Origin of the sequence: Mesorhizobium sp. LjRoot246 (assembly GCF_964254115.1) — a bacterium.
Taxonomy (GTDB): domain Bacteria; phylum Pseudomonadota; class Alphaproteobacteria; order Rhizobiales; family Rhizobiaceae; genus Mesorhizobium.
In genome coordinates this window covers 2,627,646-2,646,109 of record NZ_CAXUSN020000001.1, presented here as the reverse complement: position 1 = coordinate 2,646,109, position 18,464 = coordinate 2,627,646, and the positions used below count along the sequence as shown (strand labels likewise).

Here is an 18,464-nt window from a genome sequence, read left to right as displayed (position 1 = left end):
TGCTCATTGACCTGCCGGATCGCACAGCCGATGCCGTTCGAGGCAGGCCAGAAGCACCGTATCGAGAACCTTTTCGGCGACGTCTTCAGGCGATGCAAACCTTTCCACGACGACCGCCGCCAGTACGCCGGCGTGATCTTGCGTCCCCATCCCCGCCACAAAATCGGCCGCAATCTCGCGGCAAGCACGATCCGCCGTGGACCAGAGATCAAAGTCGCGGTCAGGAGATGCCCTTTGCATCCGCGAGGACCGATCGCCCCTTTTCAGAAGTCGATTTCGTGCCAGACCGACCTCGCCGCGCAGATGGACAAAAGCTATGTCGTGCACGCCAACGGCAAGCAGGATATCAAGCCACTGCTCGGATGTTGCCCTACGCCTGCTCTTAAGCAAGATGGACAAGAACCCTTGCAACAGACCCTGATCCATGACCGTGATAATATTTTTTTCTTGTCTCTCGCTTTGCACATAGGCAACCAGAAACGAAAGATTCCAGATGACTCTGGCGGCATCGACAATTGATGATTGCCCGCTTTCGACGACAAAGCGGGCAATGCGCGCGAACTGAGAGCGAAACTCACGATCCTTAAATCTTGGTGCAACAATACCGATCCTATAGATTTGACGGCCGATGAAATTTCTTGTCTCCCACGCCAATCGAACATCACCTACCAACGGCTCGTACCGTCGCAAGCCGTTCGCTAACAAGGTGGATGCGGTTGTCTTTCCAATCCCGGGGAGACCAAAGAACTCCACAAATCGAATGCCTGTTTGAGACGCGCATGGTTCGACGCTTGGCGGCAAGCCTGCCGCCAGATCACCAACTGTGTGCGTAGTCATTGGATTCAGGTGATAAGTTGATTTTCGGAAGATTAAGATCGGCTCAATGTTGAAACAGCTGGGACCCGGTCACCGGGTACAACTTTGGACGCTCAAGACCGGTCTGCAGTGATCGTTGCATACCGCGGTAGAAGATCAGCAAAGCCAACGGCAGCCAGAAGAAAGCCGCCGTTGACGGACCGAAAGAGTCGCTCATCTGGTTTGCCAGGATGTAGTTCCATACGGAAACCGACGTTCCGAGCACCATCACATTCACTTCCGCCGCGTGGTCGCCCCTGTCATTGCCGAACAATGTGCAGAGGACGGCGCTGACCAGATATGCCATGACCAAGAGAACCATGATCGACACCAACGCGACGCCAGGCAACCCCAGTGTTCTAAAGAAGTCGATGAACAGATTGTGGCTATGGGGAGCAATATCGCCCACCGGCTGCCCTGCCCCCACTCCCATGAACGGATGCGACAGACCGAGATCCATCGATATGGACCACAGTCGCTGCCGCGACACCACCGAATGCGCCTCGCCCCCGGAAAGTTGAAGGGCCAGCAGGTTGTAAGCCCGTGGGTTCAGCGACTGCAATGCCATCAGGCTCACTTGGAGCAATATCGGAGCGGTAACGGTTCCAACGATTATCTTAACTGGGTTCTTCTTTCTTCTGATCAGATATATACTGTATAATCCGAAGAATGCACCGAGTCCTGCCACACCGAGAACGAAATTTGTCTTTGAACCCGATTTCACCAAACCCAGGAGCACCGCAACGAGGCAACCCAAGAGGAGAACTCGGTGCCTCCGAGATGAGACCAACTTTGCGGCGATAAGCGGCAGACCAGCCGACAATGCGATCCCGAGTTGGTTCGAGTGTTTGAAATAGCCTTCGGCCCGATCGGCGAACCTGGCATCGCCCAGCCCGATTGCGACAAGACAGGATGTTACAACGCTCATGATGACTATCGTCATCACAACCCTGTCGACTGCCACGAGACCCCTGGGTCTCGTGGAGATCGCTGCGACTGCTGGAATAATCGCGAAACCAAACACTTGTGCGAAAACCGCGCGCATCGTCCTGAGCGGATTGTCCGCGTAGAGCATCGACAGTAGGGAAAGAATGATGATGAAAGCAGATATTGTCAGCACCGCAGTCGCCAAGGCCGCTTCGGTCCGGTGGAGCCGTCGTGCCGTTTCGGCATAGGCAACAATGCTTGCGATGGCGCAGAACAGAGCCAGCAGGAAGGAAAGCGAGCCATCAGTTCCGGCAATCCGCGTTGCGCCAGGGAACCAGATGGACACGATCAGCAAAAGAACGGATGCCTGTAACATAGATGGGATGTCACACCGAAAGCTTTATGCAGGAACTTCGTGTCGACGCAACCGTGCCGCGATGCGCACCGTCCAGCGCCTTGTTGTCCTGAATAGCAACACTGATAAACACAGGCTCAGCGTCCCTTCCCGGATTATGATTCATTACATGCTGCCGCACGGCGGGTGAATCTCCGCATACCTATTTACGAGCAGCGTAGGCTCGGCGGGTGGACAAGGAAATGAGCGAAAAGGGGGCATTGGGACAGGGTGCCCTACGCCTTTTGTGCAAAGCGGCGGCGTTGCAGCGATTTCCCGCCACTTGATCGAGCGTCAGCGAGACAGCGCAGCCGGATTGAGTGTTGGTGCCGATTCGCAGATGTGGGAGACTTAGGCATGGCACACTGAGTCTTCCACCCATAGGAGATCGCCGTGCTTTGGGGCCTTGTCGCCGTCGGTGTGATCGGCATTTTGCTGGGATTTCGTTTTCGAGCAGCTGCGCTCATCATCATGACCGCGGTGACTGTCGTTGGCGGCGTCGTTGCAGGCGGCATCGGCAGTGTATTTAATTGGCACCACCTGCTTTCAATCCTGCTTCTCGTTGTCGTTCTGCAGTGCGCCTATTTGCTCGGCCTCTTCCTTGCGGCCATGTGGCGCCGCGACATGTCACGTAAGCAGTGACGGTCAGCAGCTGCGATTTCGCCGCGCCCGGCGCCGCAGCTGAGGCAAGAATTCGCCATGCACTTCAATCAAGATGCACGGTCGAATTTCATCACGGCGAAGACAGTCCGCATGAGAATGACGACATCGGCCCATAGGGACCATTCCCGCACATAGCGGCTGTCGATAGAGACGCGACTGGGATAATCCATTGCGTCTCTGCCCGTCACCTGCCACAGGCCGGTTAGCCCGGGCCGGGTTTTTAGATAATCGATCGCACAGGAGCCGTAGCGTTGTAGTTCGTCGGGAACGACCGGACGAGGGCCGACACAACTCATCTCGCCGCGCAGCACGTTGATGAGTTGAGGCAGCTCATCCAGGCTCGACTTCCTGAGAATGTGCCCCAGGAATGTGATACGCGGATCGTTCTTGAATTTCCAATTCTGCTCCCACTCCTTGGCAGCTTCGGGATTGCTCGCGAGATAGTCGGCCAGAACCCGCTCCGAGTTGGCCACCATGGTCCTGAACTTGTAGCAGGCGAAGCGTTTGCCGTTGAACCCGACTCGAGTGTGTGAGAACACCGCCGGTCCCCCGTCCGTCAACAATATCAAAAGGGCAACCGCCAGCATCACCGGAGCAGCGAGAACAAGCGCTGTCAATGCGACAGTCATGTCCATCATCCTCTTGGGCCGGCCTCCAAGCGGACGGAGGTTTTGCCCGATGCGGATGCCGGGCCTGCGGCGCTTTATGTCAAATGCGCTGATTGTCACGGGTTTTTACCAAGAGATGCAGCTGGCGTTTGGCCCAACTTCACAGCGGCTTGCCATTCTCGGCAAGAGAAGCAAAGGAGGTAGCGCCATACCCTGCGCTCGTTACCCCTTTGCCTGATAGGCGCGTCGGCGGCGTAGCGCCGGTAAGCCTTCTGATCAAACGGCGTATCACCTGCATCCGTTTGCTGCGGTAGCAGATCGGGCGGGGTTGGCTATATTGTCGGAGCCTGTATTGGAATTCGTTCCGCGATCATGAGGTCTGAGTGCTACCAAATCCTGGCCATCACGCTCCTAGCGAGGATAGAATATACAGGGACCACGTTTGCCAAATGCGCAAGCCGCAAAGGCGTCCGTCAACGCAATCCAGGAAGTGCGCATGCATCGCACTTGAGACGAGACCCGGCAGGCAGTTGATCCGCTAAAGGACATTGCCGACCTATCCGACAGTGGGGAGCGCGCAACGTGGTGCCCAGCTTGATGCCTCCATCACGTGATTTACCTGCAAGGTCGTTTGCTCGTGATGTTCCGGAAACCGACCTTGCTAGTGTACTTGCTATCGCGCGCGAGCAAATAGCCTTACTTGATCTCAATCTTTCTGGCCTCACCGTGGTCGTTGGCGCTACGATAGGATACCGAGCAGTGACTGCCACAGTGGCGGCGCTCGCCAATGCCAGCCGTGTCGTTGCGCTCACCCGCATATCCTCCAGACATCCGAACCTGACGGCAATTGCAGACGCGACGTTGGCATTCGCCAAACACGCCAAGGTCTCCGAACGCATTGAAGTGACGAACCGCATCGACAGCCGCAGATGGCAGGACGTCGACCTCGTTGCCTATTGTCTCCAGGTCGGGCCGATTTCGAGATCGCTCATCGAGCTCTTGCCCTCGCATGCGGTTGTTTCGCTGATGGCTGAACCATGGGAGCTTCGGCCGGATGTTGTGGACTTCGACGCCTGCGACGAGGCCGGCATCAAAGTTGCGGCTCCCAATCTCAGCCATCCAGCCATAGACCTGCTGCCGGAATTCGCGCGGTTATGCTGCATCTTGCTCGACGAGGCCGGTGTCGATCAGCGCAACGCGAGGATCGCCATCGTCTGCGACACGCCCTGTGCACCATCCCTTGAGCATATGTTACGCAACGGTGGGGGGAGAGTAAGTGTTTTTTCCCATCCCGTGCTCCTGACCGACGATGCATGGGATGTGATCGTGGTCGCGATGAGGCCGTCCGACAAACCACCAATGGACATCAACACCCTGGGCCGTATTGCACGGAACCCGCGCCAAGCGCTGCTGGTGCAGTTCAGTGGCGGGATCGATCGCTCGGCCGCCAGCTATTTCGGCCTCAGGATCTGGCCACCGAAGCGGCCCACCAGTGGTCAGCTAGGCCTTCCACTTGACGTACTCGGACCGGCTCCAATGGTCCGCAGACTGACGGGTGGGCTGAAGGCCGCCGAAGCCGCATATCGGGGCGCGGAGCTCGGAGGGGACAGCGTTGGATTTCTGGTGAAGGCAGGGTCCGCGACGGTTGGCCGGGAGCGTGCCTAAACGCCGAAAAGGCTCGGACGAGACGATCGACCTTCGGAGCCTTAGATCAGAACGGCGACCCTGTGGTCCCGCCTTTACGCACCCAGCAGTTATATTGCCATGGAGGGCCAGGCAGGACCGATCGAGGCAGCCCTCAAAGCAACATCTGTCTGAGCTTGTATGCCACCTCCGTGCGGTTCGTAGCCTTCAGTTTTTTCATGATATTACGGATGTGGACCTTGACGGTGCTCTCGCAGAGGTTGAGTTCGTAGGCAATTATCTTGTTCGCCTTGCCTTTCCTGAGCGCCTCCACGACCGCAGCCTCGCGTATGGTGAACATGCCGGCGAGTGGGCGGGCACCGTTTGCGGTCGAGTGGATGATCTCTCGAAGCGCCAGCACGCAGCTGGCCGGCACAAAGATTCCACCGGCGCGGGCGAGACCAATGGCCTCGGCAGCGACCTTCACCTTCACGCTTGTGGGAATGTAGCCTCTGGCGCCGCATTCGAGTGCCGCGAGAACCTCTCCCGGCTCGTCGGAATCCACCACGACGATTACGGGGACGGCCCCAATCTCAGCAATGAAGTGCGCAAGTTCCTCTCGAACACTCTGGTCGGAGACTTTTTTGGCGCCAAGAATGACGAGGATCGCGGACGGCTCCGCTTCACCGGCAATATGCTGGATCTCGTCGAGAGATCCTACCGCGCTAACGCGCAAAGTGGGATTGTGTTCGATAAGACCACGAGCAAGGCATTCACGTTCAAGTGCTCGCTTGTCGACAATCATGACAAGGCCTTCGCTTCGATGTCCTTCTTCGAGATCGGACCTGCTAAGGCCATTCGCGTCCGGCATATGCCCGTTGTGTAGCGGTCTTGTCGCGTCATTCGAAAAATCGGAAGTTTGAAGGTGTCCCATCGACTTACCTGCTCCTCTCCGCCGCTGACTTGCCTTTCTCTCTTGGTTTGGCTCCCTCGCAAAGCTTGTCAGGGCGTGAACTGATACGCTCGTTTATCGTGTGTCAGGGCTGTTTATATCTTAGGAATGGATTCAAGGAGTAGGGCATACGCCGCCCCAACGCACGGACGTATGGCTTTCCCGCTCTTTAGAGGTAACCCAACCTGGAAGGCATACTACGATGCTGTGGAAAAGACGCATTAATCCTGGTTAACAATTTGTAATTATATCTTAGCTAGCTAATATACCAGGCCCTATAGCAATCTGGAATTGTATGTGGCTGATTTAGCACCAAAAAGTTTGTCCAGAATTGTCTCGACCTGAGAGCGCAAACTTGCGATTCGGAGGAATCGGGCCGCGATTTTAGAAAACCGCACTGACAGCTGCCGGTCCACACTCCCTTAGGCGCGTCCCCATGCTGCTCGAACCTAATTCGTCGTACGTCAAAAGGAGATACACGCGGAGGACCGAAAAAACTCGCAACCTATGCCGGCCTCATTCCGCCGGCGCCGCCGAGCACCTCGTGGATTCACGAGGCATCAAAATCCGGCGACTTCCTTCTTGCCAGTCTGCGTGCTGCACGACAGTTTTTCTTCACGCCCTCCGGGACGCTCATGTTCCATACCGGTTCGACGAGACGCAAATTCTGACCTCGCGCGGTGTCGGTGTCGTGGGCTGATTGCCATCGGCATCATTCAAGGTGAGGACCTGATCCGTGCCTTGCACACGGCGACTCGTCTCATTGTGAAACGCCTTCAGATCGCCGTTGGCGAGAGTGGCCGATTTTGAGAGACCTCAAGAATGGTCTGCAGGTTGACAAGCTCTGCTTCGACCACCAGCGAGACTTGTTGCGCCGTCCGCAACGCGTCCTGTTCGAAGCGGCTTTGCCGTTGCAGTGCATAATGGAGAAGATATGCGGCGAACAGCCAGCCCCGGCAGAGCTGCCGCGGCGATAAGACCAAGCAGAAGAGCTCGAGCCGATCGACGAAGCACGAGAGGCCATTCCTACGCCTACGCCGCAGTTGCCCCTACTCCCACTCCTTTTTAATCAGCGCCGGTGCGGCTTCTCGAATATGCTCATGACGTCGGCGCCACCGGTATATCGGTCTCCGGTTGACACCCGAATTGTTGCTCTCGTACTTCGTTCGTATGCTTTGCACATATCTAGCATGATCGCATATAGTCCCCCAGCCCCGGCGCCGTTTCTCACAGACTGCCCGTCGGTTAGGCCCGGTGTCCTAGCCCCATCCCAACAAGGGTGCCGGGCCGTTCCATCCAAATCCTCGTTGACTAAAGGCCCGCCGCCCCATTCACGAGGCGACGGACCCTCGCCCCAGCCCACACACCTATCAACGCAATTGCGGTGCCAAGCCTACTGACCCGTAACGGGTCACATTTGGCCCCACGGCGGACGGGCTTCACATCAGGGCTGGCAGCAACGATAGTCTCAGCGTGATTGGCATGAGATGGCGCCCCACCACAGGGCCTTCGTGATCAGAAGCTTTGCAATCCGAGTCAGGCGGACTGACCCATTGATTGGACCATTTCACGGACACGCTCCCAATCTTCTTGCCTGATCTCCCGGAAGCGCAGATCATGAGAAGACAACCGCCATTTCTGATCGCTGTCACTCGCAACAAGGAACACCGGTGACGCACTCGCGCTTCGTTGTGCCACGTGCGATCGCATGAGCGATCAAACGACGAACACGTCGTGGAAGGTCAGGGCCGCCCCGGGCTCCAGATGGGCGATTTCCACTTGGGGGATCGATTTCGAGCCATCGGGGTCATAATACAGAATGCCCGTAGGCCGGCTGTAGAGCAGGTAATCGTTGTGGCTGGTGGCGTGTTCGCGCAACTCGAAATACGACGAGTTCACCTGCGTCGGGCTGGACAAGGAACCGGTGCCGAGCTTGGTGAAGACGGCATGGTCGAGATAGAGCGAGTCATCCGCCGCGTGGAAGTCGGTGAGTGTATCGACATTGCCGGGGCCATAGGCCGTGTCAAACACGAAGGTGTCCTTGCCGGCGCCACCGGTCAGCACGTCGTTGCCACCCAGACCCCGCAGTGTATCGTTGCCAGCCAGGGCATCATAGGTATCGGCCGCGCCAGTGCCGACAAACGTATCATTCCCGGTCGTTCCGTGGGTCGGGTCGGTCGGCGGTGGCGGAGGTGACGGGTCGGTCCCGTCATGGGTTGCGTGCCAGACCGCCTTGGCGTTGGCCCAGTAATCGCGGGCCGCCTGGCCTTGAAGGACCGTCCAGCCGGCGGGCGGCATTGGATAATCCGCCGGCAGCGGCGTGTCAGAGAGGTTGAGATAGTAATTGCCGTGCGACTCGACCGTCTTGTCCCAGGCCCGCTGCACCCGCTCCAAGCCGTTGTGGTGAACGTCGGTGATCGCCACCACGCAGTCGATAAAGTGCAGGCTGGGTACGATATCGCTAGCGCCTGTTTTGAACGGCGAGCCGTGGGTCATCTCGCCTTTGCGAAGGTACTCTCCCATGCCTAGAAGCATGCCATCCATGATGACCGTGTTGTCAGACCCATCCACGTCACCGTCGCCAAGGCTCACTCCGGAAAACACGTGGTCGAACAAGGAATCCCGGATGGTGCCGCCGATGACGTCGTCGTCCTCGACCGCGTCGTCTCGTGAGTAGCCGACATAGCTATCGTCGATGAGGAAGGTGCCAGTGCCGCCGACACGGATGCCATCCCAGGGCTGGGTGATTGTCCAGTCGTCGATCGCAAAGCTGTGGGCTGAATTTACACGGACTGCGGCGGAGTTGACGTAGATGTTCTCCCAGTCGCCGGTTTGGGAGACCGTGCCGTTAATCGTGCCGCCCAAAGCCACGAGGTTGTCGCCGGGATTGACGACCGCGAAGGGATAGAGATTGGTCGGGCTTCCCTGATTGGCGACGATCCACGAGGCGCCGGTTGCATCGATTATGGTGTCGGCGGGCAGACCGGATACTTTATATTGGCGGTAGCCATAGTCGCCGCTCAAGACAATGGTGTTCGTATCGGCCATGCTTGGCCACCTTTCACACCCCCCGCCCTTTCCGCCAAGTGCCTGAAGCCGGAAAGGCCTGCACCCACCAGAGCCCCATTGGCGGTAGCGCGCAAATCACAAAATGTGACAAAATATCGGACACCCACGTCCAATTACAGCGCCCCACAGGACAAGTACGTTGATCCCGCTATAGGGCCACCACAACAGTTGGCTAGCCATCTCGTTGACGAGCGCAAACGCCCGCGTAAAGACGCGGTCCATGGATGTTCCTTTCTGATGATTGGCTATGGTCGGCGCCAGGAGGAACCGAGCGGATGAAGAAGTACGACGAACCCAGAGGACTGGGTGAAGCTTCCGAAGTCTTGGTCGGAATTGCATCCCGGCTTGCGATGGCTACGGGCATCCATTCGCGGAAAAGGGCCTCACCGGCATGATGGCATATTGGAACAAGCAGGCCGGCATTCCGGAGGGCTACACTCTGCACGGGCTACGCCGCACCTTCAGTACGTATCTCGCCGAATGCAACACCCAAAAGCGCGCCATCATGGGGCGATGATGGGACATTCTTCCATGACGGTGACGGACGAATATGTCCGAGAGGCCAACAAGGAGCGAATGGCTGTCGATACCGCCCGCGCCCATCCTGCGCAGCGGGTTCGTTCTCCACCCCATCTTGGCCGCAACGACGTTGCTTGCGATGCCGCGGTGCTGCAGTCCATTTGAATCCGGCCGACGTGGTAATGCCCATATCGGTCTCCTTCGACCAAGATGAATCATAAACCGTCCATCAAAGGAATCCTGAATCCTTTAAATCGCGACTGGCTTTAGCCCGGTGGCGGGCAGCCACAGGGTGGACATTTCAGCCCACATGGAAAATGATCATGTTGCCATGCACAACACTGCAGTGCTCTGATCTCGACGACAAGCCTGAGCGTAGAAGCGGATCAACCGACCTCCGGGTCCAGCGAGCGAGGACGCAAATGGACACCCCAGGGAATGGGCAATTGCATCGCGACGCAGGCGGGCAACCCTGTCGATCGGCCGGCTGGCTTGCCCGCGCCGCCATGTCGGCGGCATTCCTGCTCGGCATGGCTTTCAGCAGCACTGCGTTTGCGCAGGACCAGCAGCTACCCGTGGTGACGGCGGCCAAGCCGGTGGTCCGTGAAATCGTCGAAGACGACGAGTTCGTCGGGCGCTTCGAAGCCGTCGACCAGGTCGCCATCCGTTCGCGCGTCAGCGGCTATTTGGACAAGGTCAGCTTCCAGGACGGCGCACTGGTCAACAAGGGCGACCTGCTCTTCACCATCGACCAGCGTCCGTACCAGGCGGCTTATGATGCCGCCAAGTCGCAAGTGGACGTCGCCAAGAGTCTGCTCGAATTCTCCAAGATGCAGCTGGATCGCGCCGACGAACTCGCCAAGACCGGCAATATCTCAACCGCGACGGTCGACGACCGCCGGCGAGAATACCTTTCGGCGCAGGCGCAGATGCAGGGCGCGACGGCTGCGCTGACGACGGCCAGCCTGAACATGGAATTCACCGAGATCAAGGCGCCCTTGTCCGGCCGCATCGACCGCCGGCTGGTGTCGGTCGGCAACCTCGTGCAGCCGGATTCCACCTTGCTGACGACCATCGTTACGCGCGATCCGATCGACTTCTATTTCGACGTCGACGAGCGCCTGTATTTCAGCTACGCCCGCGACGCGAAGGAGCGTGGCGCCAGCATGCAGGAAGGCGCCGGCGGGCTCGAGGTGGTGGTTCGCGTCGCCGACCGCACGGAGGCGGTATTCAAAGGCAAGCTAGATTTTGCCGAGAGCCGGATCGACAACGCGACCGGCACCATGCGGGTGCGTGCAAGGTTTCCCAACGCCGACGGCATTCTCCAGCCAGGCATGTTCGGGCGCATCAACGTGCCGGGGTCGCTGCCGCATAGCGGCGTGCTGGTACCCGACGAGGCGATCGGCGCCGATCAGGATCGCCGCATCGTGTTCCTGGTGGATGAGGCCGGGATGGTGTCGGCGAAGCCCGTGCGCACCGGCCCGCTTCTCGACGGCTACCGGGTGATCCGCGGGGGCCTGACCGGCGACGAGACGATCATCGTCAACGGGCTGATGCACGCCAGGCCCGGCACCAAGGTGAAGGTCGAGATGGTGACGTTGCCGCCCAAGGCCGAGACCGCCGAGTTGCAGCAATGAGGTTCGCACATTTCTTCGTCGACCGTCCGATCTTCGCATCGGTCGTTTCGATCGTCCTGCTGATCCTCGGCGGGATTGCTTATACCCAGCTGCCGGTCGCGCAATATCCCGAGATCGCGCCGCCGACCATCGTCGTTCGCGCGCAGTATCCGGGCGCCGACGCCGAGACGGTCGCAGCGACGGTGGCAACGCCGATCGAGCAGGAGATCAACGGCGTCGAGGGCATGCTCTACATGTCGTCCTATTCGTCGGGCGACGGGGCGATGGCGCTGACCATCACCTTCAAGCTGGGCACCAATCTCGACCAGGCGCAGGTGCTGGTGCAGAACCGCGTGTCGGTTGCCGAGCCGCGCCTGCCCGAAGAAGTCCGCCGCCTCGGCATCACCACCACCAAGAGCTCGCCCGACCTGATGATGGTCGTGCACATGCTGTCGCCCGACAATACCTACGACCAGCTCTACGTCTCGAACTACGCCCGCTCGCGGGTGCGCGACATACTGCTCAGGTTAGACGGCGTCGGCGACCTCATCATCTTCGGCGAACGCGAATATTCGCTGCGCATCTGGCTCGATCCGGAAAAACTGTCCGCCCTGGGGATGACCTCGGGCGATGTGGTGCAGGCGCTGCGCGACCAGAACGTCCAGGTGTCGGGCGGCTCGATCGGCGCGCCGCCGACCAGCACCGGCACGGCGTTCCAGTACACGGTCACCACGCAAGGCCGCTTCAACGACGCACGCGACTTCCGATACGTGATCGTCAAATCGACCGACGACGGCCGCCTGATCTCGTTGCAGGACGTGGCGCGCATCGAGCTCGGCGCCAAGGACTACGTCACCAACTCCTATCTCAACGGCAAACCGGCGGTGGCGCTCGCCATCTTCCAGCGGCCGGGCACCAATGCGCTCGCCGCAGCCGCGGAGATCCAGGACAAGATGAAGGAGCTTTCCCGCGACTTCCCGAAGGGGTTGAGCTACGACATCGTCTACAATCCGACCGAGTTCGTCGCCGAGTCGATCCAGGAGGTCTACAAGACGATCCTCGAGGCGATGCTGCTGGTCATCATCGTCATCATCGTCTTCTTGCAATCGTGGCGCATGGCGATCGTGCCGATCGTGGCGATCCCCGTGTCGCTGATCGGCACGCTGGCGGTGCTTTACGCCGCCGGCTTCTCGCTCAACATGCTGACGCTGTTCGGCCTCGTTCTGGCGATCGGCATCGTCGTCGACGATGCGATCGTCGTGGTCGAGAACGTCGAGCGCAATATCGCCAGAGGGCTGGCGCCCAATCCGGCGTCGCACCTGACCATGGACGAAGTTGGAACGGCGGTCATCGCGATCTCGCTGGTGCTGATTGCCGTGTTCGTACCGACGGCCTTCATCCCCGGCATTTCTGGGCAGTTCTACCTGCAGTTTGCGATCACCATCGCGGTGTCGACGGCGATCTCGGCATTCAATTCGCTGACGCTCTCGCCGGCGCTGGCCGCACTGCTGTTCAAGCCGCACCACGCCGCGGCGGCGCCGCCGCGCTTTTTCCTGGCGCGGTTCGGACGGGCGCTCGCCGACGGCTTCAATCGCGGCTTCGACAGGGTCGCCCACTGGTATTCGAGCATCATCCGCGTGCTGGTCGGCTCGCGGATAACGATCGCCGCCATGCTGGCCGTTTTCGCGGCCCTCATCTGCGCCACGGTCTACATGGTGCAGACGGTGCCGCGCGGTTTCATTCCGTCGCTCGACCAGGGCTATGCGATCGTCGTCGTCCAGTTGCCGGACGGCGCCTCGTTGTCGAGGACCGATGCGGTCATCCAGCAGGCGTCGCAGATCATCCAGAAAACGCCAGGCGTCGACTATGCAGTCGCCTTCGCCGGCTTCTCCGGCGCGACCTTCACCAACGCCAGCAACGCGGGCGTGATCTTCGCCAGGTTCAAGCCGTTTGACGAGCGACTGAAAGCCGGCCAGTCGGCGACTCAGGTCATCGGCAATCTGTTCGGCAGCCTGCAAAGCATCAAGGAAGCCTTCATTATCGCACTGCCGCCGCCGCCGATCCGCGGCGTCGGCAATGCCGGCGGCTTCAAGCTGCAGATCCAGGAGCGCAACAGCGCCGACATGCGGCAGATCCTGGCGCTTGCCAACGAAATCGCCGGCAAGGCCAACAAGACGCCGGGGCTGACGGGCGTGTTCACCACGTTCTCCGCGTCGAGCCCGCAATTCTTCCTGGCGATCGATCGCGACAAGGCGCGCATCCTGAATGTGCCGATCCCCAACATCTTCGAGACGCTGTCGATCAATTTGGGCACCGCCTACGTCAACGACTTCAACGCTTTCGGGCGCGTCTACCAGGTGCGGGCGCAGGCCGACCAGGCGTTCCGCCTCGATCGCGCCGACATCTTGAAACTGAAGGTGCGCTCGGCGACCGGCGCGCTGGTTCCGCTCGGCACGTTGATCGAAATCCGCGACGTCACCGGCCCAGCGCTGGTCCAGCGCTACAACATGTACGTCTCGGTGCCGCTGCAGGGCAACGCCGCGCCCGGCGTTTCCACGGGCGACGCCCTGGCATTGATGGAAGGGATCACGGCAAAGACGCTACCGGCCGGTACCTCCTATGAATGGACCGAGCTCGCCTATCAGGAGCGCAACACCGGCAATGCCGCTGTCTATATCTTCGGACTGTCGGTGCTGTTCGTGTTCCTGGCGCTGGCGGCGCAATATGAAAGCTGGGTGCTGCCGTTCGCCATTGTGCTGGTAGTGCCGCTCGGCGTGCTCGCGGCGTTGCTCGGCGTGTCTTTCCGAGGGCTGGACAACAACATCCTCGTGCAGATCGGCCTCATCGTGCTGATCGGGCTTGCCGCCAAGAACGCGATCCTGATCGTCGAATTCGCGCGGCAGGCGCAGGAACGCGGCCTGTCGGCCGCCGAGGCTGCCGTCGAAGCCTGCCGGCTCAGGCTGCGGCCGATCCTGATGACCGCCTTCTCGTTCATCCTCGGCGTCGTGCCGCTGATGATCGCAACAGGCCCGGGCGCAGAAATGCGCCAGTCGCTCGGCACCGCGGTGTTCTCCGGCATGCTCGGCGTCACCTTCGTCGGCCTGTTCCTGACGCCGGTGTTCTACGTCACGCTCAGGTCGCTGTTTTCACGGCGCAAGCCCCGTGCCGAAGCCGAGCCTTCGGGGCCGGCAGAGGCGCCATCGGAGACGGCCGCCGAGTAGGGTTACGAATTCGCCGCGTCGGGCGCGGCTTATCACTCCAGAAAATTGGCGCGGCGCGCTGCATACGACCCCAACAAACGATCAGATTGGGGTCAGTTGTCTGCCTCAGCATCTTCGTTACTGGCGGACGTGAGACCAATACGTACTTGGTCAGAAATAAGGGGTTCGAGTCCACGTCGTGGACCCCTTCAGAAAATGATATAAAAATCAGCCACTTTGCGCGGTCGTTTTGGTGGGTCCGGAGGGTGTATCAAAATCGTTGATTTTATTGGGTTTTTCGTGGGCGTAGATCAAACATTCTTCCCGTATCGTTCCGTATGGTTCCGCGACGCTTTCATCGTCAAAACCTGGCTAGATATGCGCCACATTGATGCGGGCCTGCCTTAGCCGCGACTGCCCGCGTCCTGGATGAGCTACCCAAGAGTTTGACTGGCGAGGGCATAAGTCATCGGTGTGATTGCACCCCCGACGGCAAAATCGGTTAGGCGTTTGCCCAGCGACATGGTCAGCACCGTGTCGAAAACAGGCATTCCGCTGTGCGACAGAAAGGCGGCGAACTCGCCATTGTCCATGTGGGTGTCGATCCGTAGGAAAGATCCCAAATGGTCGGCCACGTGCGGCCGGACGATCGCCACAGCGTCGGCGTCGCTTTCCGCAACGACCGGCCCCACGACGTGGCCCCGCCCGAACGGCCGACAGAGCGCGAATGCGTTCAGCCTGCCATCCTTGAAAAGACCATAGCCGGCCGAGTGTGCGAAGAGCCGTTCGATGAGTGCCGCACGCCGCACGCCAAATCCAGCCGCGTCGAGCGCGATCGCTGCGGGAATATCCCCTGGGTCCAAGGTCCTGACATCGCGCATGTCTGCCGGGCTACCTGGCGTCTCCAGGCGGGCGATGCCCTGGCATTGATAGACGGTCTTCTCCGGCTGGAAGTCGAGCGAAAGATAGAGCCGCCTTGCCGCGCGCGTTGCGTTGAGGCGCAGATCGCGGCCGACGACGTTCTCGAAGACCCGCTTCATCAGCCATTGCCCCGCTCCCAGCGTCTGGAGTCGCGGCGAGGTGATGACCATGCCCACGGTTGCGAAATCGGTACCATGCGAGAACCACATGGCCGAACCGAGAACCCGGCCGATCTCATCGAGCGCCACGAACCCGTGTCCCGACTGGCGCAGGAATTGCCAGTCTTCAGCGCGATGCGGCCACCCCACGGAGAGCGAGAGCGCGTGCAAGCGGTCCAGTTCGACGCCTTCGATGTCGCCGATCCGCATCGAGAAGGTATCGATTTTCAAGCTTCCGGACGGCTTCAATTCCATGCCCCTGAAAGATTATCGTACTGGAAGGCGACGCACCGATGGCCACCCTCTTCCCCTGCCAACGCTAAACAAGCAGACCGGTACGATTTGCTCGAAAGCGGTGCAGCAACGCTAGATTCAACTGAAACACTTCCGCTTTCGGCACGCAATCGCGAAAGAACGCGCACATCCTCTGCCGAAATCGAGCAGCATACGGCATCGATCCCGGCGAACCCGAAATTCTCTGAGGGCTGGAATGGGCGTCTTCGACATCCTCGACCGTCTTGTCGCCTTTCCGTCGGTCGCGGGCAAGCCGAACAGCGATATCGCAGGCTGGATCGAGGCCTATCTCGCAAAACAGGGAACGCAGGTCACTTTGCTTCCAGGGCCGGAAGGTGACCGCTCCAATCTGTTCGCGACGATCGGCCCCGCCAACGTCCCTGGATACATCCTGTCCGGCCACATGGACGTCGTCCCCGCCAGTGAGCCGCAATGGAGTTCAAGCCCTTTCGCACTGCGCAAAGAGGGCGAACGGCTCTATGGACGCGGCACCACGGACATGAAGGGGTTTCTTGCGGCGGCGCTCGCGGCCGTGCCTGCGCTGGTGGGACTGCGGCTTGCCCGGCCAATCCACTTCGCCTTCTCCTACGACGAGGAGGTCGGATGCCGCGGCGTGCCGCACCTGATCGCCCGCCTTCCCGAATTTTGCGCAAAGCCACTCGGCGTCATCGTCGGCGAGCCGAGCGGCATGCGCGCCGTGCGCGGCCACAAAGGCAAGGCGGCCGCCCGTGTGATCATCAACGGGCGCTCCGGCCATTCCTCCCGACCCGATCTCGGGCTCAACGCTATCCATGCCATGGCCGGTGCGCTGAGCGCGGCCGTGAACGAGGCCGAACGGCTGACGCTCGGTCCGTTCGACGCTGCCTTCGAGCCGCCCTACTCCTCGCTGCAAGCGGGCGTCGTGGCTGGCGGACAGTCGGTCAACATCATCCCCGACATCTGCACTTTGGACCTCGAGGCACGCGCCATACCTGGCGTCGACCCGGCAAGCCTGCTCACGCCCGTCAAGGCGCGGGCCGAGGCTCTCGCGGCCGACGGCTTTCGTATCGAGTGGATGCCGATGAGCGCCTATCCGGCGCTGTCGCTGCCGCAGGACACGGCGCTTGCGGCACTGTTGGGCGAACTGACCGCTGAAGCGCCGCTCGCCGCCGTCAGCTACGGCACGGAGGCCGGGCTCTACCAGGCCGCCGGGCTCGATGCGATCATCTGCGGCCCCGGCGACATCGATCGCGCCCACAAACCAAACGAATACATCCTTGCCAGCGAGCTCACCGCCTGCCAGCGATTGATCGAGGCGCTGGGCGCCCGCTGCGCGGCTTGACGAGGAACCGGAATGACATTCCTGTTCAATTCCGATGCGCGCCGCGGGGCGATCTTCGCCAATGCCTTCGCGAGAGAACTGCCGGACGTCCCCTTCACGATCGATGCCGCAACGGTCGATCCCGACGCCGTACGCTATCTCATTACCTGGACCGCGCCAGAAGACCTCGCGCGCTACAGAAACCTGGAGATCCTGTTTTCCCTTGGCGCCGGCGTGGACCAGTTCCGCCCCGCCACCGTACCGGAACAGGTGAAGATCGTGCGTACGGTCGAGGAAGGCATCGTGCGCATGATGCAGGAGTATGTGACGCTTGCCGTGCTCGCTTTGCATCGCAACCTGCCGGGATATCTGGCACAGCAACGCGCCGGCGATTGGCACGATATCCCGCAGCTCCAAGCCGGGTCGCGCCGGATCGGCGTGCTTGGCCTTGGACAGCTCGGTCAGGCCGTTCTCGATCGGCTGAAGCCCTTCGGCTTTCCGCTCGCCGGATGGAGCCGCTCGCCGCGGCAGATCGAGGGCGTGACCTGTCATCATGGTGAGCTCGGGCTGAACGAGATGCTCACGGCAAGCGACATTTTGATCTGCCTGCTGCCGCTGACCGAGGAGACGCGCGGTTTCCTCGATGCCAACCTGTTTGCGAAACTGCCCAAGGGCGCGGCGCTCGTCCACACGGGCCGGGGGCCACAGCTCGACCATGAAGCCCTTGTCGCCTCGCTCGACAGCGGTCAACTCTCGGCGGCGATGATCGACGTCACCGATCCCGAACCGCTGCCGGCCGGCCATCCGTTATGGTCGCATCCGAAGATCATGCTGACCCCGCATGTCGCAAGCGTCACCCAGCCGGCGACCGCCGCGCGCGCCGTCATCGAAAACATCCGACGCCACCGTGCCGGGCTCGACCCCATCGGGCTCGTCGACCGGTCGCGCGGCTATTGAAGTCCAACCAGAAAGGCCTCCTTTGTCCCTGCTCAAGACACTTGATACCAGCCCTGCCTCCCCGCCGCGCGAATCCAGGGCGCTGCCTGAACGGCTGATTGCCGGCAACCCCACCTTCAAGACCTGGGCGCAGGACGCCGCCAAGGGCGATCTCGTTCACACCGGCGTCTGGGAGGCGACGCCTGGGGAGACGAGCTCGATCAAGGGAGAGACTTTCGAGTTCTGCCACATCCTCACCGGCGTGATTGAAATCACGCCCGATGGCGGCGAGGCGGTGACCTATCGCGCCGGCGACAGCTTCGTGATGAAGCCTGGCTTCACCGGGGTTTGGAAGACCATCGAAACGGTGCGCAAGATCTACGTAACCGTGGGGTAACGGGAGCCCGCGAAGCGCGTGCCCTCCGCAAC

General features: G+C 60.5%; 14 protein-coding genes. 8 read left to right on the top strand and 6 right to left on the bottom strand.

Annotated elements, in window-relative coordinates:
* Positions 1 to 3 precede the first annotated feature (3 nt).
* Positions 4 to 654 carry a hypothetical protein gene (locus tag ACSQ3L_RS12755; RefSeq protein WP_436160269.1) on the bottom strand — a complete coding sequence of 217 codons (651 nt, stop codon included), beginning with the start codon at positions 652 to 654 and terminating at the stop codon, positions 4 to 6.
* Between the two features lie 226 nt (positions 655 to 880).
* Positions 881 to 2,158, bottom strand: coding sequence for an O-antigen ligase family protein (locus ACSQ3L_RS12750; RefSeq protein WP_436160268.1), 1,278 nt, complete (start codon positions 2,156 to 2,158; stop codon positions 881 to 883).
* A gap of 411 nt (positions 2,159 to 2,569) precedes the next feature.
* Between ACSQ3L_RS12750 and ACSQ3L_RS12745 the strand changes: the two genes are divergently transcribed.
* Entirely contained in the window at positions 2,570 to 2,818 is a 249-nt protein-coding gene (locus tag ACSQ3L_RS12745) for a hypothetical protein (RefSeq protein WP_436160267.1), read from the top strand.
* Positions 2,819 to 2,886: 68 nt separating this feature from the next.
* Here the strand turns inward: ACSQ3L_RS12745 and ACSQ3L_RS12740 are convergent, their stop codons facing one another.
* Positions 2,887 to 3,474, bottom strand: a complete 588-nt coding sequence (locus ACSQ3L_RS12740) for a sugar transferase (protein WP_436163421.1) — start codon at positions 3,472 to 3,474, stop codon at positions 2,887 to 2,889.
* A 732-nt stretch (positions 3,475 to 4,206) separates the two neighbouring features.
* Here ACSQ3L_RS12740 and ACSQ3L_RS12735 point away from each other — a divergent pair.
* Positions 4,207 to 5,112, top strand: coding sequence for a hypothetical protein (locus tag ACSQ3L_RS12735; protein WP_436160266.1), 906 nt, complete (start codon positions 4,207 to 4,209; stop codon positions 5,110 to 5,112).
* Between the two features lie 133 nt (positions 5,113 to 5,245).
* Here the strand turns inward: ACSQ3L_RS12735 and ACSQ3L_RS12730 are convergent, their stop codons facing one another.
* Both ACSQ3L_RS12730 and ACSQ3L_RS12725 read right to left on the bottom strand, forming a co-directional pair.
* Complete coding sequence (locus ACSQ3L_RS12730) at positions 5,246 to 5,875, bottom strand: LuxR C-terminal-related transcriptional regulator (protein ID WP_436160265.1); 630 nt, start codon at positions 5,873 to 5,875, stop codon at positions 5,246 to 5,248.
* Positions 5,876 to 7,738: 1,863 nt separating this feature from the next.
* On the bottom strand, positions 7,739 to 9,070 hold the full coding sequence (locus ACSQ3L_RS12725; protein ID WP_436160264.1) for a hypothetical protein: 1,332 nt from the start codon (positions 9,068 to 9,070) through the stop codon (positions 7,739 to 7,741).
* A gap of 552 nt (positions 9,071 to 9,622) precedes the next feature.
* Here ACSQ3L_RS12725 and ACSQ3L_RS12720 point away from each other — a divergent pair.
* From ACSQ3L_RS12720 to ACSQ3L_RS12710, 3 genes are all read left to right on the top strand, one after another.
* Positions 9,623 to 9,775, top strand: coding sequence for a hypothetical protein (locus ACSQ3L_RS12720; RefSeq protein ID WP_436160263.1), 153 nt, complete (start codon positions 9,623 to 9,625; stop codon positions 9,773 to 9,775).
* A 341-nt stretch (positions 9,776 to 10,116) separates the two neighbouring features.
* Positions 10,117 to 11,247: an efflux RND transporter periplasmic adaptor subunit gene (locus ACSQ3L_RS12715; protein WP_436163420.1), complete on the top strand. Its 1,131-nt coding sequence runs from the start codon at positions 10,117 to 10,119 to the stop codon at positions 11,245 to 11,247.
* The gene (locus ACSQ3L_RS12710) at positions 11,244 to 14,447 is read left to right on the top strand and encodes an efflux RND transporter permease subunit (RefSeq protein ID WP_436160262.1); all 3,204 of its coding nucleotides are present in this window, start codon (positions 11,244 to 11,246) and stop codon (positions 14,445 to 14,447) included. The genes ACSQ3L_RS12715 and ACSQ3L_RS12710 overlap by 4 nt, the downstream gene beginning before the upstream one ends.
* Before the next feature lie 413 nt (positions 14,448 to 14,860).
* Here the strand turns inward: ACSQ3L_RS12710 and ACSQ3L_RS12705 are convergent, their stop codons facing one another.
* Complete coding sequence (locus ACSQ3L_RS12705) at positions 14,861 to 15,760, bottom strand: GNAT family N-acetyltransferase (protein ID WP_436160261.1); 900 nt, start codon at positions 15,758 to 15,760, stop codon at positions 14,861 to 14,863.
* Positions 15,761 to 15,995: 235 nt separating this feature from the next.
* On the opposite strand from ACSQ3L_RS12705, the gene argE reads away from it, so the two are divergent.
* Genes argE through ACSQ3L_RS12690 form a run of 3 tightly spaced genes read left to right on the top strand, consistent with a single transcriptional unit; the run spans position 15,996 to position 18,432 of the window.
* Positions 15,996 to 17,120, top strand: coding sequence for an acetylornithine deacetylase (argE, locus tag ACSQ3L_RS12700; protein WP_436160260.1), 1,125 nt, complete (start codon positions 15,996 to 15,998; stop codon positions 17,118 to 17,120).
* A 12-nt stretch (positions 17,121 to 17,132) separates the two neighbouring features.
* Complete coding sequence (locus tag ACSQ3L_RS12695; protein WP_436160259.1) at positions 17,133 to 18,056, top strand: 2-hydroxyacid dehydrogenase; 924 nt, start codon at positions 17,133 to 17,135, stop codon at positions 18,054 to 18,056.
* 22 nt (positions 18,057 to 18,078) lie between these two features.
* On the top strand, positions 18,079 to 18,432 hold the full coding sequence (locus ACSQ3L_RS12690) for a cupin domain-containing protein (protein ID WP_436160258.1): 354 nt from the start codon (positions 18,079 to 18,081) through the stop codon (positions 18,430 to 18,432).
* Positions 18,433 to 18,464 lie beyond the last annotated feature (32 nt).